This window comes from Nocardia sp. NPDC001965, assembly GCF_053594175.1.
The window spans coordinates 61,815-80,848 of record NZ_JBSFDZ010000005.1 but is presented as its reverse complement, the minus strand read 5'-3'; the positions used below and the strand labels follow the sequence as shown (position 1 = coordinate 80,848).

The 19,034-nt window shown below is 67.4% G+C and carries 21 protein-coding genes; 8 read left to right on the top strand and 13 right to left on the bottom strand.

What is annotated here, in order from left to right; genetic code table 11:
* Nucleotide 1: 1 nt before the first annotated feature.
* From ACWCPQ_RS10565 to ACWCPQ_RS10550, 4 genes are all read left to right on the top strand, one after another.
* On the top strand, nucleotides 2-1,093 hold the full coding sequence (locus tag ACWCPQ_RS10565) for an amidohydrolase family protein (protein WP_449896980.1): 1,092 nt from the start codon (nucleotides 2-4) through the stop codon (nucleotides 1,091-1,093).
* A 109-nt stretch (nucleotides 1,094-1,202) separates the two neighbouring features.
* On the top strand, nucleotides 1,203-2,351 hold the full coding sequence (locus ACWCPQ_RS10560; RefSeq protein ID WP_449896979.1) for an amidohydrolase family protein: 1,149 nt from the start codon (nucleotides 1,203-1,205) through the stop codon (nucleotides 2,349-2,351).
* Nucleotides 2,351-2,833: a Rieske (2Fe-2S) protein gene (locus ACWCPQ_RS10555; RefSeq protein WP_449896978.1), complete on the top strand. Its 483-nt coding sequence runs from the start codon at nucleotides 2,351-2,353 to the stop codon at nucleotides 2,831-2,833. The genes ACWCPQ_RS10560 and ACWCPQ_RS10555 overlap by 1 nt, the downstream gene beginning before the upstream one ends.
* Nucleotides 2,834-2,934: 101 nt before the next feature.
* Nucleotides 2,935-3,804, top strand: a complete 870-nt coding sequence (locus tag ACWCPQ_RS10550) for an alpha/beta fold hydrolase (protein WP_449896976.1) — start codon at nucleotides 2,935-2,937, stop codon at nucleotides 3,802-3,804.
* Nucleotides 3,805-3,821: 17 nt separating this feature from the next.
* Here ACWCPQ_RS10550 and ACWCPQ_RS10545 read toward each other — a convergent pair whose 3' ends face one another.
* Nucleotides 3,822-4,295: a hypothetical protein gene (locus ACWCPQ_RS10545; protein WP_449896974.1), complete on the bottom strand. Its 474-nt coding sequence runs from the start codon at nucleotides 4,293-4,295 to the stop codon at nucleotides 3,822-3,824.
* 118 nt (nucleotides 4,296-4,413) lie between these two features.
* Between ACWCPQ_RS10545 and ACWCPQ_RS10540 the strand changes: the two genes are divergently transcribed.
* Nucleotides 4,414-5,742 carry an NADH-ubiquinone oxidoreductase-F iron-sulfur binding region domain-containing protein gene (locus tag ACWCPQ_RS10540; protein WP_449896972.1) on the top strand — a complete coding sequence of 443 codons (1,329 nt, stop codon included), beginning with the start codon at nucleotides 4,414-4,416 and terminating at the stop codon, nucleotides 5,740-5,742.
* Nucleotides 5,739-5,987, top strand: coding sequence for a ferredoxin (locus ACWCPQ_RS10535; RefSeq protein ID WP_449896970.1), 249 nt, complete (start codon nucleotides 5,739-5,741; stop codon nucleotides 5,985-5,987). The genes ACWCPQ_RS10540 and ACWCPQ_RS10535 overlap by 4 nt, the downstream gene beginning before the upstream one ends.
* 87 nt (nucleotides 5,988-6,074) lie before the next feature.
* Here ACWCPQ_RS10535 and ACWCPQ_RS10530 read toward each other — a convergent pair whose 3' ends face one another.
* From ACWCPQ_RS10530 to ACWCPQ_RS10500, 7 genes are all read right to left on the bottom strand, one after another.
* Nucleotides 6,075-6,446: a hypothetical protein gene (locus ACWCPQ_RS10530; protein WP_449896968.1), complete on the bottom strand. Its 372-nt coding sequence runs from the start codon at nucleotides 6,444-6,446 to the stop codon at nucleotides 6,075-6,077.
* 838 nt (nucleotides 6,447-7,284) lie between these two features.
* Nucleotides 7,285-7,536, bottom strand: coding sequence for a hypothetical protein (locus tag ACWCPQ_RS10525; protein ID WP_449896966.1), 252 nt, complete (start codon nucleotides 7,534-7,536; stop codon nucleotides 7,285-7,287).
* Nucleotides 7,506-8,015 (bottom strand): twin-arginine translocation pathway signal, encoded by a 510-nt coding sequence (locus ACWCPQ_RS10520; protein WP_449896964.1) that lies wholly within the window; start codon nucleotides 8,013-8,015, stop codon nucleotides 7,506-7,508. The genes ACWCPQ_RS10525 and ACWCPQ_RS10520 overlap by 31 nt, the downstream gene beginning before the upstream one ends.
* Entirely contained in the window at nucleotides 8,012-9,022 is a 1,011-nt protein-coding gene (locus tag ACWCPQ_RS10515; protein WP_449896962.1) for a hypothetical protein, read from the bottom strand. Before ACWCPQ_RS10515 ends, ACWCPQ_RS10520 begins: the two co-directional genes overlap by 4 nt.
* Before the next feature lie 74 nt (nucleotides 9,023-9,096).
* Nucleotides 9,097-9,402 (bottom strand): hypothetical protein, encoded by a 306-nt coding sequence (locus tag ACWCPQ_RS10510; protein ID WP_449896960.1) that lies wholly within the window; start codon nucleotides 9,400-9,402, stop codon nucleotides 9,097-9,099.
* A 27-nt stretch (nucleotides 9,403-9,429) separates the two neighbouring features.
* Nucleotides 9,430-10,932, bottom strand: coding sequence for a class I adenylate-forming enzyme family protein (locus ACWCPQ_RS10505; protein ID WP_449896958.1), 1,503 nt, complete (start codon nucleotides 10,930-10,932; stop codon nucleotides 9,430-9,432).
* Nucleotides 10,933-11,065: 133 nt separating this feature from the next.
* The gene (locus ACWCPQ_RS10500) at nucleotides 11,066-11,740 is read right to left on the bottom strand and encodes a TetR/AcrR family transcriptional regulator (protein ID WP_449896956.1); all 675 of its coding nucleotides are present in this window, start codon (nucleotides 11,738-11,740) and stop codon (nucleotides 11,066-11,068) included.
* A gap of 131 nt (nucleotides 11,741-11,871) precedes the next feature.
* Between ACWCPQ_RS10500 and ACWCPQ_RS10495 the strand changes: the two genes are divergently transcribed.
* Nucleotides 11,872-13,047 carry an acyl-CoA dehydrogenase family protein gene (locus ACWCPQ_RS10495; protein WP_449896954.1) on the top strand — a complete coding sequence of 392 codons (1,176 nt, stop codon included), beginning with the start codon at nucleotides 11,872-11,874 and terminating at the stop codon, nucleotides 13,045-13,047.
* Between the two features lie 44 nt (nucleotides 13,048-13,091).
* On the opposite strand, the gene ACWCPQ_RS10490 is transcribed toward ACWCPQ_RS10495, so the two are convergent.
* A complete protein-coding gene (locus tag ACWCPQ_RS10490; protein ID WP_449896952.1) occupies nucleotides 13,092-13,532 on the bottom strand; it encodes a MarR family winged helix-turn-helix transcriptional regulator in 441 nt (146 codons plus the stop codon).
* A gap of 79 nt (nucleotides 13,533-13,611) precedes the next feature.
* Here ACWCPQ_RS10490 and ACWCPQ_RS10485 point away from each other — a divergent pair, with 79 nt between their 5' ends.
* Nucleotides 13,612-13,986, top strand: coding sequence for a cupin domain-containing protein (locus ACWCPQ_RS10485; RefSeq protein ID WP_449896951.1), 375 nt, complete (start codon nucleotides 13,612-13,614; stop codon nucleotides 13,984-13,986).
* 39 nt (nucleotides 13,987-14,025) lie between these two features.
* Here the strand turns inward: ACWCPQ_RS10485 and ACWCPQ_RS10480 are convergent, their stop codons facing one another.
* The 4 genes from ACWCPQ_RS10480 to ACWCPQ_RS10465 are packed head-to-tail and all read right to left on the bottom strand — an operon-like array spanning nucleotide 14,026 to nucleotide 19,034.
* Nucleotides 14,026-15,474 (bottom strand): MCE family protein, encoded by a 1,449-nt coding sequence (locus tag ACWCPQ_RS10480; RefSeq protein ID WP_449897358.1) that lies wholly within the window; start codon nucleotides 15,472-15,474, stop codon nucleotides 14,026-14,028.
* 2 nt (nucleotides 15,475-15,476) lie between these two features.
* Nucleotides 15,477-16,754, bottom strand: a complete 1,278-nt coding sequence (locus ACWCPQ_RS10475) for an MCE family protein (RefSeq protein WP_449896949.1) — start codon at nucleotides 16,752-16,754, stop codon at nucleotides 15,477-15,479.
* Between the two features lie 4 nt (nucleotides 16,755-16,758).
* Entirely contained in the window at nucleotides 16,759-18,006 is a 1,248-nt protein-coding gene (locus ACWCPQ_RS10470) for an MCE family protein (RefSeq protein ID WP_449896947.1), read from the bottom strand.
* Nucleotides 18,003-19,034 (bottom strand): MCE family protein, encoded by a 1,032-nt coding sequence (locus tag ACWCPQ_RS10465; protein ID WP_449896945.1) that lies wholly within the window; start codon nucleotides 19,032-19,034, stop codon nucleotides 18,003-18,005. The genes ACWCPQ_RS10470 and ACWCPQ_RS10465 overlap by 4 nt, the downstream gene beginning before the upstream one ends.

Here is a 19,034-nt window from a genome sequence, read left to right as displayed (position 1 = left end):
GATGAAGGATCTGCCCGACGGCACCCGCACTCCGGTGATCGATACCAGCGTGCACATTTTCTTCCGCTCCAACGACGATATGCGTTCCTACCTGAACGAACCGTTCAAGAGCCGCGGTATCCCGGACGCGGAGATGGACTGGTACGGCGCCCCCGGCGGTGAATACGTCAAGGGCGCCCGCGGGCCGCACAAGGGGTATCCGGGTTCGGACCCGGAATTCGTGGGGCAGCAGCTGTTCGCCGAACGCGGCGTGGATGTGGCAGTGCTGCATCCGATGACGCGCGGGATCCTGCCGGACCGGCATCTGACCACCGCGGTACTGTCCGCGCACAACGACATGATGGTGTCGCGCTGGCTCGACGCCGGGACCTGTCACGATCGCTTCCGCGGCACCCTGCGGGTCAATCCCGAGGATCTCAGCGGTGCGCTGCGCGAGATCGACCGGCTCGGCGACCATCCGCGGATCGTGCAGCTCGGGATCCCGCTGCAATCGCGCGAACTGTACGGTAAACCGCAGTTCTGGCCGCTGTGGGAGGCCGCCGCGGCGGCGAATCTGCCGGTCGCCGCACATATCGAGACCGGGGAGAGCATCGGCCTGCCACCCACCCCCTCCGGGCATCCACGGACCTACGAGCAGTACTACGGGTTCATGGGGCTGAACTACATCTACCACCTGATGAACATGATCGCGGAGGGCGTGTTCGAGCGGTACCCGGGTCTGAAGTTCGTCTGGGCCGACGGCGGCGCCGATCTGCTGACCCCGTTCACCTGGCGGATGGACACCTTCGGCCGGCCCCATCTCGAACAGACCCCGTGGGCACCCCGGATGCCCAGCGACTACCTGCCCGGACATGTGTACTTCATACACGCCACGATCGACGGGCCCGGCGACGCGCCCTACGCCGCCGAATGGCTGGACTTCACCGGCAAGGACGACATGCTCATGTTCGGATCCAGCTACCCGCACTGGCACAGCGGCGATACCGGCAACCTGCCCGCCGCGCTCACCGCGCAACAGCGCGAAAAACTCTACTGGCGCAACGCCGCGAGCCTGTACAGCATCGATATAGACGCGGTCACCGCGGTCGGCTGATGCGGCTGGTGCGGGCGGGCGATTCCGCGACAGTGCTACTCGAGGAGGTGCGATACCTCCACCTTCGCTACGGCCTCCGCCGATCATATGCAGCCCTTACGAAGGAGGCATGGTGACAACAGCACAGGTACGGGGGCGGGTACCGTCCACGGAAATGGTTCCGGTACGCGTCGTCGATTCCGATGTCCATCCGGTCCCCCGGCGGGGTGATCTGGTGGAGCATATTCCCGAACCGTGGCGTACCTCGTTCTTCCTCAGCCACCGGGTCGGCGACACCATCATCTACGATGCGCCGGACTATGCCCACTCCAAGGCGATGCGGGTGGACACCTTCCCGGCGAACGGTGAATTCCCCGGTAGTGACCCGGATATGGCCTTCCGGCAGCTCATCATGGAGGCCGGTTCGGATATCGTCATCCTCGAACCGACGGTGAAGGCGACCCGGCTGCCCGAGGCGACCGCCGCCATGGCCACCGCCGTGAACCGGTGGCTGGACGCGCAATGGCTGGACGCGCACAACAACTGGCATCAGCGCTGGCGCGGTTCGATCTGCGTGGCCATCGACGATCCGCAGACCGCCGTCGCCGAGATCGAACACTGGGCCGGGCACGAGTACATGGCACAGATCCTCATCAAGGCCGAACCCCGGCCGTCGTGGGGCGATACCCGCTACGACCCGATCTGGGCCGCCGCGGTGAAACACGATCTACCGGTGAGCTGCCATCTGAGCCGCGGCGCCTACGAGACCATGCCCATGCCGCCGGTCGGCTTCCCCAGCTACAACCACGATTTCATGGTCACCTACTCGCTGCTGGCGGCGAACCAGGTGATGAGCCTGATCTTCGACGGGGTCTTCGATCGTTTCCCGGAGTTGCGCATCGTCTTCGTGGAGCACGCGTTCACCTGGATCCTGCCACTCATGTGGCGGATGGACGCGATCTACGCGGCACGCGGTTCGTATATGTCGATCAAGCGCAAACCTTCGGAGTACGTCAAAGAACACATCAAGTTCACCACCCAGCCGCTGGACTACCCGGAGGACAAGACCGAGCTCACCCGGGCATTCGAATGGATGGAGGCGGACAAGATCCTGCTGTACTCCTCGGATTACCCGCACTGGACCTTCGACGACCCCCGCTGGCTGGTGAAACATCTGCCACCGGCGGCCCGGGAGAAGGTCATGTTCGGCAACGGCATCGAGACCTACCATCTGCCGGAGACCGTACCGGCACTGCCCGGACAGATGCGGGTCCACTGATGGCAGACGGAATCGAGACTCCCGACGCGAATCCCGCTCCGGCGGTGGAGAGCACCGCCGGGGGTGCCGGAGCGCAGGCGGTGCGCACCGGGCCGGTGGGCGGCGAACGGGTCCGGCTGGCGCAGGGCCGCGAACATGTGGTGGCCACGGTGGACGAGATACCGCCGGGCTCGTCGAAAGTGGTACCGATCGGCCGGCACGGGGTCGGGGTCTACAACGTGAACGGTACTTTCTACGCCATCGCGAACTACTGCCCGCACGAGGGCGGACCGCTGTGCTCGGGCCGGGCCCGGGGTCGCACGGTGGTCGACGAATCGGTCCCCGGGGATTCGGTGATGGTGCGGGACAACGAGTTCATCTACTGCCCGTGGCATCAGTGGGGGTTCGAACTGGCCACCGGCACCACCGCGGTGAAACCCGAATGGAGTATCCGCACCTATCCGGTGCGGGTGGTCGGCGACGAAGTCCTGGTCACCGCCTGATCCGGGACAGACGGACAGTACGAAGCCCGGTCGCGCCGAGACATCGGCCGACCGCGGGAGGGCCCACGCGGCCACTCCCCGAACCATCCAGGAGTGTGTGCATGCCCGCGGTAACGGTGAACGGCGGCAAGGTCGTCTACGAGATAGTCGGCGAGACCGGTGACCTCATCGTGCTCACCCCCGGTGGCCGCTACAGCAAGGATATTCCCGGGCTGCGGCCGCTGGCCGAGGCACTGGTCGCCGGCGGGTACCGGGTCCTGCTGTGGGATCGGCCCAACTGCGGTGCCTCCGATGTGCAGTTCTTCGGGCAGACCGAATCGCATATGCGCGCCGAGACGTTGTCCGGCTTGCTGACCGAACTCGGTACCGGCCCGGTGATCCTGGCCGGCGGGTCCGGTGGCGCCCGGGATTCGATGCTCACCACCATGCTGTTCCCGGAACTGGTCACCGATCTGGTGCTCTGGAACATCGTGGGCGGGGTGTACGGAACCTTCAACCTCGGCGCCTACTACGTGCTCCCCAGCCTGCAGACCGTCCGCGGCCTGGGTAGCGAGGGCCTGCTGCGGATGAAGGAGTGGCGGGAGCGGATCGCGGAGAACCCGGACAACGAGCAGCGGCTACGGGAGCTGGATTCGGCGGAATTCGTGAAACTGTCGCTGCGCTGGCTGGGCGCCTACGTCCCGAAACCGGGACAGACAATACCGGGCGTCGACGACGAGATGTTCGAACGTATCCGGGTGCCCACCCTGATCATCCGGGGCGGCGCCGAGGATATGGACCATCCCAAACGGACCTCGCTCGAGGTGAGCTGCCTGATCGAGGGTTCGACCCTGATCGACCCACCGTGGCCGGAGGATGCCTGGGAACGCGCGATGGAGGACCGCGCCCAGGGCCGGGTGCAGCAGTACAACATGTTCGACACCTGGGTGCTCGCCGCGCCGGAGATCCTGAAGTTCCTGGGCGAGCGATGAGCGGGCCGCGCGCCCGCTCAGACCGTCCGGATCCGGACCTCGCAGTTGGTGGACGCCTCCAGTGCGGTGTGGATCCGGCTCTCCGGTACCCGCTCCAGATCGGCTTCGCGCAGCCCGACCTGCAGAATGTCGTAGCCCTCGGGGCCGGGGACCCGCACGATCTCCCCGGTGAGCCCGAATCCCGCGAGGACCCCGTGCGCGTCGGCATCGGTACCACGGCTCACATAGGTGAGGACACCCGGTGCGGCCGGTGTACCGAACGCCTCACCGCACAACGCGAGCACCCGCTCGGTATCGGCTTCGGCATCGGCGGTGTCCAGCAGCACCTGCAGTTCACGGCGACCGGGCGGGGCGGCGGTCAGATCCCGGTCCAGTACCCGGGCACCGGAATCGGCGAGACCCGCGGCGAGCTCGGCCGTCCCACGTACCAGCGATTCGGCGGAGAGTTCACCGGCCGGGTCCACATTCACCCGCAGCACCGCAGTTCGCATGCGGATCAGCCTAACGGGCACAGCCGGTCGAAGCCCACCCCCGATGTGCGCACCGTCGCGGCAACAGCGGCGGTTACGCCCGAAAGCGGCCCGATGCCGCAACCATTCAGGAGGGACGATGCAGCACATCTTCTCGTCGGCCGGGGGCCTCACCGTGGCCCCCTACCCCGATAGCGATCCACGCCTGCTCCACAGCGGCGGCGGTGTGGAAACCGCGTACGAATACCGCGATCGTGGCGGCTACCGCCCGGTCGGATCGGTCGCGGCACTGGCGGACGAGGTCGAGCGCAGTGGTCTGCGCGGCCGGGGTGGTGCCGGGTTCCCGTTCGCGGTGAAGGCGAGCGGTGTCCGCGGTGGCAGCCGAGTCGGTGCGGGCGCACCGGCGGGTTGGACCGATACGGTGGTCGTGGCCAACGGCGAGGAGGGTGAACCCGCCTCGTTCAAAGATCGCTGGCTGCTGCGTAACCGGCCCCATCTGGTACTCGACGGTCTCCGGTTGGCAGCGGCACTGGTGGGCGCCCGGCGGGCCTATGTCTATGTATCGGACCCCGAATCCACCCGGTCTGTCGAAGCGGCGCTGGCGGAGCTGGGCGGCACGCTGCCCGAAGGTCCGGAAATCACCGTCGTACAGGTGGAATCCGGATACGTTGCCGGGGAAGAGACCGCGGCCGTACAGGCCGTCAACGGCGGCCCGGCCAAACCCACCGATAAACCGCCGCGTCCCTTCGAAGCCGGGGTCGCGGGGCTGCCGACCCTGGTGAGCAATGTGGAGACACTGGCCAATCTGCCGTTTCTGGACCGGTGGGGTGCCGACGCATACCGAGCCGCTGGTACCGCACTCTCCCCCGGGACATTCCTGGCCACGGTCACCGCCGCGGGACGCGCTCCCACACTGTACGAACTGCCGCACGGACTGCCGTTCGCCGATCTCCTCGCGCTGCACGGGATCGCGGAGACCGATCTGCGCGGCGCCCTGATCGGCGGTTACTTCACGGGCCTGCTCGACCGGACGATTCTGGACCTCACGCTCGACCACGAATCACTGCGCCGGGCGGGCGCGGGGCTGGGGTGTGGGGCGATCGCCCTTCTCACCATCGAATGCCCGGTCGCGGTGGCCGCCGGAGTCCTCGGCTATTTCGACCGGGAGAACGCCGGGCAGTGCGGATCTTGTTTCAACGGCACCGCGGCCATGGCCGCGGCGGCCGGCGCACTGGCCGAAGGTCGGGCCGGCCCGGAGGATCTGCAACGGTTGCGCCGCTGGTCGACAATACTGCGCGGACGCGGGGCCTGCGGCACCCTCGACGCCGCCTGCAATACCGCGGCGAGCCTACTGGCGCGGTTTCCTCGAGAGGTCACCACTCATCTCGACAACAGGTGCCCGGATTGCGCGGCCGGGCCCGCTATCGACCACGCCCCCTTCCAGGTGGCGACAGAGGCGCTGCTGTGAAGATCAAACTGGATCGCACGCTCTGCGACGGCTTCGGCATCTGCGCCAAGCACGCGCCCGGGCATTTCCCACTCGACGATTGGGGTTACGCCTCGCCGGCCGGCGATCAGGCCATCGCATCGGCCGACGAGCCGGCGGTTACCCGCGCGCTGCTCGACTGCCCGGTACACGCCATCACGATGCTGCCCGAATCGAATCGGGTGAACGGCGAGCCGCCCCCGGACGAAGCGCGCATACAACCGTGACCCGGACCGCACCGATAGTCCCGGCTGTCGGTGCGCCGGCACTCGGCGGCGGGCCGGTGCCGAACTCGAGTGAAACCACCTGGCCACTCATCGGGAGAGGCCGGTCGCGTCGACCGGGTCGGTGGCGAAGAGCCCGTCATCGCCCGGCAGCTCGACGAAAGCAGTGGCGATCGCGGCGACGACGTTGAGTTGTACCGGTCCTTCGGCGCGGAGCCAGAGAAGTGGCGGCAGCGACGCCGAGCGGATCGTATCGATCGACAGTTGCGCCGGCCACGGTTCATCGCTGGGCGGCAGTACCGCCGCTGTGACATTGTCGAGGGGTTCGGCGCCGGGTCCGGGCAGTCGGCCGATTTCGAGGTAGTACACATTCTGGAAGGACAAGACGATATCCGGCTCGGTGGGACCCCAACGCAAGCCGATATCGAGTGCATCGTTCTCGTCGACTCGGGAAAAGGTCATCCGGTCGATCAAGTATCCGGTACAGCGTGGTGCTGCGCTTCGAATCCGATCGAATTCCGTCATCGAGACACCCTCTCACCTGTCGAATGATCCTTGGTCACAGCTCCGTCCGGACCATATCGTTGCCGGTAGCTTCGCTGGTTCGGTCCCGGGCTCACCTTGGGACCCAGTCGTTGGACTTCGCCGTCCGGGCGTATCCAGATCTCGCTGCCATCGCCCGCTGTATATCGCCGATACCCGCCGGAAGTCTGCGATCTGAAGCTGAATCCGGCTCCGCGCATTGTGGCCTCCACCCGATCGATCGCGTAACCGTGCAGGTCGGGGACCGCCGACAATCTGTTTCCCGATGGTACGGAGGCCGACCAGGTGATGACGGCGCGATCGTCGGAAGAACCGGCGGAGACCGGTTGTGCCCGTGACGGATCTACTTCCGATACCTTGTCCGAGGCTCTCCGGCCGGCGGCGGTGATTGTGCCCGGGGCGGCGGAGGTCCCATCGGCGACCTTTCGGATACCGAGCCCGCTCTCGGCGACAGCGTCGGCCGTGGCCGTCAGTCGGTGGACAACAGCGGCGATCGCCGAGGCGAGTCGCTGATGTGTGTTCATCCGGACCGTGCGCTTGTCACGCCTGGGATATCCACTGTGAAATCTCCCCCGCGGCTCTCCGCTCCCGTACGCAGCACAACCGCTGCCGCAACAGGATACCGATCGGTCCCCGGAGCCCCAGCCGAGAGAACCCGGCTGTCCGCGTCGAGGCAGACCCGGAAAAACGATACGCCCCGATCTCGGCCCCCTGCAGGATCGGAGAGGTATCCGGCGGTGGCCGGTGAGCGAGCCGATCAACCGCCCCCGAGCCGACCGCAAGGTAGTCCGCAGGTCGTGTGGGTCTCGGTGTCGGTATCACCGTCGGCGTGGGTCCGGACCGTCGCCGACGCCTCGGCGGGATATCCGCAGCGCGGGCAGCTGGAGAAATAGTCCAGAACCGGATAGACCGTGACGAGCACGGGTTCGTCCGGGCGCATACCGGGCGGCAGCGGGATCGCGGTCCCGGAAGTACCGTTCAGACGGGATCGAACGACGAGATCAACCACGCGTCCTCCACCTTCGACAGGGTCACGCGGACGCTGCTCGCGGCCAGCGCGGGATCCGGTTTTTCGGCACTGGTGGTCGTCTGGTTGATGAACAGCAGCGCGACCGCCGAATCGGCATGCACTTCGGCCACCGCCGACCGCACGATCGTCGCCGTCGTCTGCACCGACTTCTCCTTGGCGGCGGGCGCGATGACCTTTTCGGTGAACTGGTTGTAATAGGTGAGGAAATCGCCGGTCATCCGGGATTTCGCGGCCGCGAAATCGGCGTCCAGCGATTCCGGGGAATAGGACAGCAGGGCCACGGTGCCCTCGGTCGCTGCCGAGAGGACCTCGTTCTTCACCGCATCGCCCTGGTCGTCGGGGCGGTACTGGAAGACCAGCAGCGCGGCAGCGACGGCCACCGCCACCACGGCCACCAGGATGAGCAACAGTGGTTCCCGGGAAGTGCCCGCGGTACGGGGGAAGCTGGGGATTCTCATGGCACGAATTCCACTTTCGACATCAACAGATCCGGCCCGTCGCGGGTGACGGTGACACTCAGCCGCCATACGCGCGGTTGCTGCTGCGCTCCCGCCGAATTCGTGATCCGGGAGACCGCGGCGACCAGTACCACCGCGGATTCGTCGGTCATGGACTCGACGGCCGCTCCGGTGATCTCACCCTGCGTGGCGACCTTCGACTGTTCGACGACCTTGGTGAAATCCTCGGAGCGGGTCTGGAAATCGGTGCGGAAGGCACCGGTGGAGTTGTCGAGCACCCGTTTCACATCGTCGGCGGCCCGCCCGGAATCCATACTGGTCAGAGCCAGGACGCCCTGCCGAGCGGCGGCGAGATACGCGTCGGCGCGGTCCTGCTGGGCGCCGATCCGCTGGTGGTTCCAGATCGAGAAGCCACTGATCACCAGGGCCGCGATCACCACCAGGCCCACGGCGGTCCGGCCCAGCGTGCGCCCCCGGGGCCGGCGGAACGCGGGTCGCGGCAACCGCCGCAATGCCTTCGCGCGTCGGTTCCCTTCCGGCCGGGTGGGCTTCTCCGGCGTGCCGCCGGGTGCGTCGTCTGCCGAGCCGCCGGAACCCGTCACGGACGTATCGGATTCGACCCGCGCCGCATCGGCACCGGACTCTGCATCGGAGCCGGACTCTGCCTGCCGCTGATCGATACCGGGCCCTGACCGCTCCGAATCGGTATCGGCCGCGTCCGCCGGCTCCGTGTCCTCGTCCGGTTCGGCGGCGGGTGCAGTGTCGTCCGCGAGCTTGGTCGGGGTGTCGGCCACCGGCGCCGCGGCGCCCGGTTTCTCCACTCCGGTGCCGGAGCCGGGCGGTTCGCCCGATGTCCCGGCCTCCCGGCGTAGCCGCGCCGCCCGGGCACGGGCGCGAGCCGCGGTCGCGGAGGCCTGCGCGGCGACCGCTTCGGCTTCCGCGGCCGCCGCTTCGGCGTCGGCTTCCTCCGCCGCCAGGAGCAGCGGGTCGGTGGTGGCCTGGGTCATGTTCCCACCTCGATCACTCTTCTAGTTGGCACTGTCCCGCAGCCCGCGCACCGCGGGAGCGATTGCGGAGGCGATCAATCGCTTGCGGGCAGCGGCTTTGCTTCCTTGACGGCCAGCGGTGTGGTGCCGACGCTGAGTGTGCCCGCGCCGGCCTTGGTCACGAGCACTTCGGCACCGTCATCGTCGACATAGCGTTTGCCGATGAGATTGCCGTCCGCGAAACCCGCTTGCGGGCTACCGCCGGAGTTCGCCGCACCACCGTCGATGGGCACCATCGGCACCCCGCCGGCCCGGAGATCGTCGAGGCTGTCGGCGGCCCGCACGATGATGACCTCGGTACTGCACACCTGGCTGCGGAGCCGGGTACCGGTCTTGACCATGGTTTGTCCTTTCAGGGCGGCGCGCGATCAGGCGCCGGCGGTTTCGCGGGTGAGATCGGCGACCAGTTCGCGGCGCAGGATCTTCCCGGTGGGGGTGGCGGGGAGTTCGGCGCGGAAGACCACGCGGTCCGGTGTCCGGGACCCGCGCAATCCGGTTCGCACATAGGCGCGCAATTCCTCCGGATCCGGAACACCGCCGGGATCGGCGGGGACCACGACGGCGACGATGATCTGTCCCCATTCGGCGTCCTCGACACCCACCACCGCGACCTCGTGCACGGCCGGATGTTCGACCAGGACGTCCTCGATCTCGGCCGGGGCGATGTTCTCCCCGCCGCGGATGATGGTGTCGTCGCCGCGGCCGTGGATGAACAGATAGCCGCCGTCGTCGAGCACCGCGAGATCCTTGGTGGGAAACCAGCCCTCGGCATCGAGTACCGAGCCGATCCCGGTGTAACGGCCCGAGACCTGCGGCCCGCGGACGAACAGTTCACCGGGTGTCCCGGCGGCGACGACGGCGCCGCCCTCGTCCCGGATCTGCACCTCGATCCCCGGGACCGGCTGTCCCACCGAACCGAGGCGTTTCGCGACCGCTTCGTCGTCGGCGATGAGCGCGGCGCGATGATCATCGGGTCCGAGAACCGCGATGGTGGAACTGGTCTCGGTGAGCCCGTAGGCGTTGACGAATCCGACCTCGGGCAGCAGTTCGAGTGCGGTGCGCACCAGCGGCAAGCCCACCTTCGAACCGCCGTAGGCCAGGGTGCGCAGGGTCGGCAGCCGCGATCCGCTCTCCTTCAGGCCGGTGACTATCCGGTCCAGCATGGTCGGCACCACCGTCGCCGTGGTGACCCGTTCGGTCTCCACCAGCCGGATCCACTCCTGCGCTTCGAAATTACGCAGGTACACCATCTTGCGGCCCGCGTACAGGTTCGACAGCGCCGCACCGACGCCGGCCACATGGTAGGGCGGTACACAGATCAGCGATACGTCCTCGGGTGCGGCGGAGGCGAATTCCACCGTCCCGGTGATGTAGCTGACCAGGTTGTTGTGCGAGAGCTCGACAGCTTTCGGCTGCGAGGTGGTCCCGGAGGTGAACAGCACCACCGCGGCCGCGTCGGGATCCGGTTCGCTACCGGCCGGTTCCGCGGACCGGGCCCGGTCCAGGAACTCCGCCGCGGTCCACAGCAGGTCGGCGGTACCGGCGACGGCGTGCGCGTAGGCATCGTCGTGGATCACCAGCGGTGCGTCGAGGCGGCGGACGAGTTCGGCGAGTTTGTCGCCGCTGAGCCGATAGTTCAACGGGGTGAACGGCACACCGGCCCGGGCGGCGGCGAAGATCAGCAGCGGCAGCAGCGCGCCACCGGTACCCACATACGCGACACTGCGCGCGCCGGTGGCCGCGATCGCTCCCGCACCGCCGTGTGCCAGCGCGTCCAGCTCCGCGCCGGTCCAGCGCGATTCACCGGAGACGACAGCCACTCGATCCGGGTCGGTCGAGGCCGCCATATCCAGCAGTAGCGAAATACTCATACGACTACTTCCCGAACGCCGGGCGTCCCCGCGCCCGGCCCTTGGTGATATCGATATTCTCGGAAACCGAGAATATCATATCCGCTGCGTCGCGACCCCGATTCGCCGACCGCACGGTCTGCTCGAACAACCCTCACCGGCGAGTTCCCGCCGCGCCCTCCGCCTTCCCGAGCACACCGAAGGCGCAGAGATTCCACACTTCGGCCGCGGTGATCGCGTTCGACCCGTCGTCGGTGCGGGCACCCTGAGCCACGAACATCACGGTCTGCAGGGTCATGGCGGCCATCCGGCGCGGCCGGGCGCCGGCCCGGATATGCCCCGCCGCGGCCGCGTCCTGCACGAGGTCGGCCAACAGCTCGAACAGCGACGCATGCGCGACCTGGATCTCGACGGGGTCCGACATCAGCAGCTGCGGCGCGTATTCGGTGAACAGCGGACGATGCGCGCCGGGATCCGGCCGACAGAACTCGAAGAGCAACTCCACGGCGAGCCGCAGCTTGATCAGCGGGTCGTCATCATTGCCGGTGGCCTCCCGGATCTGGTCGGCCACCTTGGCGATCGCTTCTTCGTACAGGGCGAGCAGCAGCTCGTGCTTCCCGTCGAAGAGCAGATAGAAGCTGCGCAACGACTGGCCCGCGTGGTCGACCACCTCGTGCATGGTGAAATCGGTGCTGCCCCGCTCGGTGATCAGAACCCGGGCGGCATCCAGGAAGCGCTGGACCGCAACGCTGCCGAACAGTTTTGTGGTGCGGACCGAGCGTGCGTCGATCCGCTGCTGCAGGGTCAGCCCACTGCCGGCACTCCGCATGGCGTACCTCCCATCACCGCGGCGGCGACCACCGGAGGGAACCCCGTCCCGACTGGTCGCGCCACCTACGGAAACTAGAATATCCCGATGAGAGAATGATATTCTCATATTTCGCAAAAGGGAGGTACACCGTGCAGCTGACTTTCGACGAGGATGTGGAACGGTTCCGCGCCGAGTTCATCGCGTTCCTCGACGAGCATCTGCCGCCCGAGGCATCCGCTATCGAACGACCCCGCTCCAGCTCGCATGTACCGCAATGGGCCCGCGAATGGCAGTCGTTGCAGTTCGACCACGGCTGGCTGGTACCGGGTTACCCCCCGGAATTCGGCGGCCGCAACGCCACGGTCCTCCAGCAATACGTCCACCGCGAGGAACTCGGCCGACGCCGGATCTACGAAAGCTGCAACCCACAGGGCCAGGGCATCATCGCGGCCTCCCTCATCACCTTCGGCACCCCCGAACAGCAGCGGAAATGGGCGGTGCCGATCCTACGCGGCGAGATGCCCGCGGCCCTCGGTATGAGCGAACCCGGCGCCGGTTCGGACCTGGCCGGATTACGCACTCGGGCGATCCGCGACGGTGACGAGTTCGTCGTCACCGGCCAGAAAGTGTGGACGTCGGGCGCGCACGATTCCGACGTCGTGCTGACCTTCGTCCGCACCGACCCGGACGCCCCCAAACACCGCGGCATCTCTGTCCTGCTGATCCCCACCGACAACCCCGGAGTACGGCGCCGCCCGTTCGCTTCCGCCTGCGCCGCCGACGATCTCGACTTCAACGAGGTGTTCTTCGAAGAGGCGCGGGTTCCGGCGGAGAACCTGGTCGGCGAACTGAACAAGGGCTGGACCGTGGCCAACGGCTCACTCGGCCACGAGCGCACACTGCTGTGGATGAGCTTCGCGCAGCGGCTGCGCATGCTGGTCAAGGATTTCACCCCACGCACCGAACTCGATGCCGACCGGTTCGCCACCTCGGTGATGGATCTCCAGGCACTGGAACTGCTGGGGTCCGCGGCACTGGCCCGGGAACAGCGGGGCGAGACCGATGTCGCCGCACTCTCGGTGCTGAAACTCCTGGGCTCGGAGGCCGTGCAGCAGGGCCTCGAGGCCGCCTTGGACGCCGCGGGTGCCGACGGCTTGATCCACCCCGCGGTGACCTCCCGGCACAACCTGCTCAATCTGGAGGATCACGCGCCGAGCTGGTTCGAGCGATACCTGCGCAGCTTCTCCGGCACGATCGCGGGCGGCACCTCCGAGATCCAGCGCAATATCATCGCGCAACGGGTGCTGGGCCTGCCCCGCGGCTGAGCCGCCGTCGCCGCGGTGTTCGCTCCCGACGGCACACAGCCCGCTCACCAGACCGAGGGGCGCACCCGCCCGGGCGTGACCACTCGCGCGAGCGCAGTGCGCAACCGCACCAGCTCCGCCGGGCCGAGCGTCCGGCCCCACGCCTCGGCGAACCGCGCGAGGGCGGCATCGGCGGCCCGGGTGGCTGCCCACCCACGTTCGGTCAGGGTGATCAATCGTGCCCGTGCGTCCACCGGATGCGGATTCCTCTCCGCGTAACCCTTTTTCACCAGTTCCTCCACCAGCTGGCTGGCTGCCTGCTTGGTCACGCCCAGATGCGCGGCGATCTCGCCGACCGTGGCGCCGTCGGGCGCCATCCGGACGAATGCGAACCCGTGCGCGGGCCGGATATCTCCGAAGCCCGCGTCCGCCACCCCCCGGTTCACGGTATCGGTGACTTCGGCGGCGGCCGCGAGTAGTAGCAACGGCAAATCCTGAGCGGACATGAATGCATCATGACACTTGACTTATTGGTCAACCCGCTTGACTATATAGTCAAGTTTATTGACTAATGAGGAGTTGGCTATGCCCGTTGTCCGCACCGCCGAGGTCGAATCCCACCAGATGCACGGCTCCACCTTCACCCCACTCGTCCGCCCCGCCACCGGCAGCAGCGAGCTCTGCGTCTGGCGCCTCGACATCGCCCCCGCCCTCGAAGGCGTCGCTCACCGTATCCACCGCGAGGAAGCTTTCGTCCTGCTCTCCGGCACCCTCACCCTCACCATCGGGGACGAAGTCAGCACGCTGGCCCCCGGCGACGCCGCGGTGGCCCCCGCCGGCTCCGAGATCCGGCTCGCCAACCCCTCGGCATCCGCTGCCGCCGTCCTGGTCAGCGCCCCCGTCGGTTTCACCGGCGAACTCCCCGACGGGACCATCGTCGACCCGCCCTGGGTCAACTGACCGAGTCACGCGGCGGCCGACATACCGGAGCGAGATCGGTCAGCGGGGCAGCATCTCCTCCCAGCTGCTGTGGCTGTCGGCCACCAGATCGGTCTGCCGGTACAGCTGACCGTCCGGGCCCAGGTACTCACCGGTTTCCGGGTCGTACCGAGCGAAAGCGACCGCCGGCGCGGCAGCGCCGGGCATGGTCGTATCCGCGGCGGGCGCGTCACCCGGGGGTGGCGCGAACCGGGAATCCGGCGGAATACCCTGCCCTTCCAGTTCCGGATCGCGAGGATAGGGGCCCACCACCGGCTGCTCCGGGGCCACCGGGACGTAATCCTGATCGCTGTTGCAGATCGCCGCAGTCGGCGCGCGTTTGCCCGGATGGCCCGCGCACGGGATATTGCGCGCGCCACGGACCGCGACCGCATGATCCTGCGGCAACTTGCAGTACAGATTGTCGGGTGTGTCGATGGTGGTGACATCCTGCGGTGACCGCCATTCCGAGGGCGGCAGGAAGCCGACCGTACAGGCCGGCGGATCGGAGACGCCACTGATCCGGAAGTCGCCGATCCCCAGACCGGACGCGTTCTTGGTCGGCTGCACCGCCTGGACCAGCGAGACCACCGGCGGCAGGAGGACGAGCAGCTGTTCCAGGCTCGCGTTGTAGGTGACCGCGAGCTGGCCCACCGAGGTCAGGTTGGATAGCAGTACCGGCAGGGTGAGCTGCAGGGAGTCCAGCAGCTGGGACACTTCGTCGGCGAACCCCGGACCCGAGTGCAACAGAGTGCGCAGCTGCGGATCGTTCGTCACCAGCTGCCCGGTGACATTCGCGGTGGCGCGGGTCCAGATCCGGATCGCGTCGGCCGACTGCACCTGCGAATCCAGCAGCGGCACCGCGTCTTCCACCAGGGTCCGGGTATTGTCGCCGACGCCGTTCATCGTCGCCGTCAGCTTCTCGGCGGAGCCGAGCAGCGAATCCAGATCATCGCCCGCGCCGTGCACGCCCGCGAACATCTCGTCGAGCAGCCGGCGCAGATCGTCCTTCGGAATGGTGTCGACCAGCGAGCTGAGCCGGTCCAGCATGGGGCCCACCGGTTGCGGGATCTCGGTATCGCGGCGTTCGATAGTGGCGCCGTCGTACAGATACGGCGCGGAGTCGGTCCGCGGAAGCAGGTCCACATACTGTTCGCCCACCGCCGATACACTGCGTACCTCGGCGGTCAGATCGGCCGGGATCCGATGTGAGCCGTCGATCGCGAGAGTGGCCCGGACACCGTCCCCGGTCAGGTCGACGCGGGTCACCTTCCCCACCTGGATACCCCGGTAGGTCACGTTGCCGAACCGGTAGAGTCCGCCCGCCTCGGGTAGTTCCACGGTCACGTTCATGGTGCCGACCCCGGCCAGGGTCGGGAGCTTCATATAGAACACCGACATGACGACCAGGCCGATCACCGAGAGAAGGCTGAAGATGACGAGCTGGGCACGGACGAAACGGGACAGCAGCATCAGCGGCCTCCGATCCCGGGTGGCAGGGGTATCTGGGGTAGCGGCAACTGCGGCAGCGGGAACGGCAGGCCGGGCGCGGGGGCCGGAGCGGGTTCGGGCGCGGGGGCCGGAGCAGGTTCGGGAGCCGGGGCAGCAGGCGGCGGCGTCGCGGCCGAGGGCGGCACGATTCCGAATCCGAGCGGGTTCTCGGTCTGCTCCGCGTAACCCGGGTCGCCCACCGCGGCCTGGATCACCGCGGTGGGATCACCCCACGGCGTGCCCAGCAGCAGTTCGCGGCGCAGCCGTGGAATGGTGAGGTCGACGGTGGCGAACAGGTTGATGAAATCGCCGCGCACCCCGTTGTCGACCAGGTACTGCCCGTACGGGAACACAGTGGCGAACGCGATCGCCTTGTTGATATCCGGGCCGACCTGGGCCAGTGCCCGCAGTGTCGGTTCCAGATTGCGCAGATCGGTCAGCAGATCGTCGTGCACGGTGGTCAATACGCCGTTGGCGGTATCGCTGAAGGTGCGCAGATGGTCCATGGCCGAGACGAGATCCGGCCGTTCCCGGATCAGGACGTCCAAGGCCGGCGGGATCCGGCGTAGTGCGTCGGCGAGGACATCGCGTTGCGCGGCGAAGGTACCGCCCAGCCGGTTGAGGCCGTCGAGGGTGGCGACGATATCGGCGCGTTGCGCGTCGAGAGTGCCGAGGAAGACATCCAGGCGATCGAGCAGGGCCCGGATATTCGTCTCCCGGCCTTTGAAGGCCGCCCCGAGGCTGCCGACGATATCGCCCACCTGACCCAGGCCACCGCCGTTGACCACCACCGACAGCGAGGCCAGAGTCTGCTCGGTCGAGGGGTAGGTCGCGGTGTCGTCCAGCGCTATACGGGCGCCGGATTCCAGTCGGCCCTCCGGTGCTCGGCCGGGTGGCGGATCCAGCGCCAGGTGCATCGAGCCGAGCAGGCTGGTCTGCCCGACCCGGGCCTGCGCGTTCGCCGGTACCACCTCGCCGGGCTGCACGGATACCTCCACCAGCGCATGCCAGTTCTCGACGTGGATATCGCCGATGCTGCCGACCACCACATCGTCGATCAGCACCGGCGAATTCGGCGTGAGTGTGCCGACGTCGGCCATCTCGATATAGAGCGTCGTGGCGCCGGCTTCCCGTCCGGTGGCCCCCGGTAGCGGAAGCGAGTTCACGCCGTCCCACGCGCAGCCCGATACGGTCATCACAACACACGCGGAGCCCAGCACGGCTCTGCGCAGTTTCCGTGGACGTCCCGGTATCGCCATACGATCACCGCCCGCCGGGGAAGAGGATCTGAGCCAGGGTGGGCGCGGGCGGGGGCGGCGGCGCGGCCGGGCTCACCACCTGCGCGGCCGGTGGAACCAGACCCGGTTCGCTGTAGATGATGTTGTCCGGCGACGCCGAGGGCCCGAGTCCCGGGTTCACCGGGACCGGCAGATAGTTGAAGTTCATCAATCCGAGCACCGGTCCCAGATAGTCACGGCATTTGCGGGCGGCTTCTTCGGCACCGATGTTCTCGACGCTGGCGATACCGCCGCAGACGAACTCGATCGGATTGGAGAAATTGTTCAGTACGAAAACCCCTGCCTCGGTGCCGGTATCGGGGTTGTAGATGTTGTAGAAGTTGGCCAGGCTGGTGGGGAAGACATGCAGCAACTCCTCGAGTTCGCCGCGGTTGTCGACGAGGTTCTGGGTGACGTCGGCCAAGCGGCCCACCTGCTCGCTCACTCTGTCCCGGTTCTCCGCGACGAACCGCTGCACCTCACCTACCGCGACGGCGAGATTGTTCAATGCCGCGTCGAGATCGGAGCGGCTGCTGTCGAGCACGCTGGTGAGCGTCGCCAACCGGTTCTGGAACTGCACGATCTGCACATTGCTGTCACGCAGGGCCGTCACGAAGATCTGGAGATTCTTTATCGTGTCCGCGATATCACCGCTGCCGGAGGCCAGGATCCGGCCGACCCCGGACAGTTGTGTCAGCACCTGCCGCAGTTTGTCGCCGTTACCGGCGAGGGCGTCGGCGGCGCTGTCGATGAACCGGCCCGCCGGTCCCGAGGACTGGTCGCCGTCGGGTCCCAGTTCGGTGGCCAGCCGGGTGAGCTGGGTTTTGATCTCGTCCCATTCCACCGGGACCGCGGTGCGCTCCAGCGGGATCACCGCCCCGTCCGGCATGGTGTCGCCGTCGCCGCGGTAGGCCGGGGTGAGCTGCACATACCGAGAATCGACCAGGCTCTGCGCCACGATCACCGCACCGGCGCCCGCCGGGATATCCACGCCACGGTCGATATGCAGTTCCATCTCCACGGCGGTACCCCGCGGTTCGAGCCCGGCGATCGTCCCGACCTTCACCCCGGAGACACGCACATCGTCGCCGGGATAGATCGCGGTGGCGGTGGTGAAGATCGCGCGCACCGTGGTCGGCGCGAGAACTGTACGGTTCACCACCGAGAAGGCTCCGGCCACCACCACGACGGCCAGGAACCCGGCGGCCACTCGCAGCATCAGTTTCCGATTCATCGCGGCGCCCCCGGTTGTGGTGCGGGTGGTGGCGGGACCGACCCGCCGAATGCCGCGTCGACGAACGGCCGGATCCATTGGGCCGGGATCAGATTGGCGACGTAGGCGTTGTAGAACGGTCCGCCCGATACCGCCTCGCCCTGGGTCAGGGATGCCTTGGCCAGGCCGGGAATCGCCTTGGCGATATTGTCCCGGTTCTGCTGGAGTACTTCGGTCACCGAGTTGAGCCGATCGAGTGCGGGACCGAGATCGGCTTCGTTGTCGGCGACCAGTTTCGTGAGCTGATCGGCGACCGCCGCGGTATTGGCGAGCAGGGTCGCGATCGCCTGCCGGCGTTCGTCGAGGACGCCGATGAGCGTATTCGCGTTGAGCAGCATGGTGTTCACCTGCTGTCCGCGGTCGGCCAGAATTCCGGTGACATCGCGGGAGGCGGCGAGCAGATCTCGCAGCGCGGTATTACGGCTGTTGATGGTTTTCGACAGTTCGGACAGTCCGTCGAATGCCGGTCCCAGCTGCGGGGCGATCGTATCGAGGGTGGACGAGAGCATATTCAGCGAATCGTTCAGCGAATCGGTGTCCATGGCCCCGGCGTTGGTGGTCAGCTCGCCCAGGGCGTCGGTCAGCGAATACGGCGACGATGTGCGCTCGACCGGAATGGTGGCCAGTGGCCGCAGATGTTGGTCACCGTGCGAGACCAGGGTCATGATCCGTTTGCCCAGCAGCGAACCCGTTTTGATCTGCACCGTGCTCTCGGCGCCCACCGGCACCGAACTGCGCACCGTGAACACCACTCGCGCGTCCCCGTTGTCGAGCCGGACATCGGTCACCGAGCCGACCCGCACCCCCGAGACGATCACCTCGTCCCCGGCTTCCAGGCCGCCGGCCTCTTGGAACAGGGCCTGGTAGCGAACGGTCGTCCCCCAGGCGATCACCTGCTGGGACTGCAACCCCAGCGAGATGACACAGACGATGAGCACGATCCCGACCAGGCCGTGCCGCAGCAGATGTCTTCCGCGGTATCGAAACAT

Excerpts from the sequence above, each read along its gene's own strand:
- ACWCPQ_RS10565 (WP_449896980.1), top strand. The coding sequence starts at position 2 with ATGAAGGATCTGCCCGACGGCACCCGCACTCCGGTGATCGATACCAGC.
- ACWCPQ_RS10560 (WP_449896979.1), top strand. The coding sequence starts at position 1,203 with ATGGTGACAACAGCACAGGTACGGGGGCGGGTACCGTCCACGGAAATG.
- ACWCPQ_RS10555 (WP_449896978.1), top strand. The coding sequence starts at position 2,351 with ATGGCAGACGGAATCGAGACTCCCGACGCGAATCCCGCTCCGGCGGTG.
- ACWCPQ_RS10550 (WP_449896976.1), top strand. The coding sequence starts at position 2,935 with ATGCCCGCGGTAACGGTGAACGGCGGCAAGGTCGTCTACGAGATAGTC.
- ACWCPQ_RS10545 (WP_449896974.1), bottom strand. The coding sequence starts at position 4,295 with ATGCGAACTGCGGTGCTGCGGGTGAATGTGGACCCGGCCGGTGAACTC.
- ACWCPQ_RS10540 (WP_449896972.1), top strand. The coding sequence starts at position 4,414 with ATGCAGCACATCTTCTCGTCGGCCGGGGGCCTCACCGTGGCCCCCTAC.
- ACWCPQ_RS10530 (WP_449896968.1), bottom strand. The coding sequence starts at position 6,446 with ATGACCTTTTCCCGAGTCGACGAGAACGATGCACTCGATATCGGCTTG.
- ACWCPQ_RS10520 (WP_449896964.1), bottom strand. The coding sequence starts at position 8,015 with ATGAGAATCCCCAGCTTCCCCCGTACCGCGGGCACTTCCCGGGAACCA.
- ACWCPQ_RS10515 (WP_449896962.1), bottom strand. The coding sequence starts at position 9,022 with ATGACCCAGGCCACCACCGACCCGCTGCTCCTGGCGGCGGAGGAAGCC.
- ACWCPQ_RS10510 (WP_449896960.1), bottom strand. The coding sequence starts at position 9,402 with ATGGTCAAGACCGGTACCCGGCTCCGCAGCCAGGTGTGCAGTACCGAG.
- ACWCPQ_RS10505 (WP_449896958.1), bottom strand. The coding sequence starts at position 10,932 with ATGAGTATTTCGCTACTGCTGGATATGGCGGCCTCGACCGACCCGGAT.
- ACWCPQ_RS10500 (WP_449896956.1), bottom strand. The coding sequence starts at position 11,740 with ATGCGGAGTGCCGGCAGTGGGCTGACCCTGCAGCAGCGGATCGACGCA.
- ACWCPQ_RS10490 (WP_449896952.1), bottom strand. The coding sequence starts at position 13,532 with ATGTCCGCTCAGGATTTGCCGTTGCTACTACTCGCGGCCGCCGCCGAA.
- ACWCPQ_RS10485 (WP_449896951.1), top strand. The coding sequence starts at position 13,612 with ATGCCCGTTGTCCGCACCGCCGAGGTCGAATCCCACCAGATGCACGGC.
- ACWCPQ_RS10475 (WP_449896949.1), bottom strand. The coding sequence starts at position 16,754 with ATGGCGATACCGGGACGTCCACGGAAACTGCGCAGAGCCGTGCTGGGC.
- ACWCPQ_RS10470 (WP_449896947.1), bottom strand. The coding sequence starts at position 18,006 with ATGAATCGGAAACTGATGCTGCGAGTGGCCGCCGGGTTCCTGGCCGTC.
- ACWCPQ_RS10465 (WP_449896945.1), bottom strand. The coding sequence starts at position 19,034 with ATGTTTCGATACCGCGGAAGACATCTGCTGCGGCACGGCCTGGTCGGG.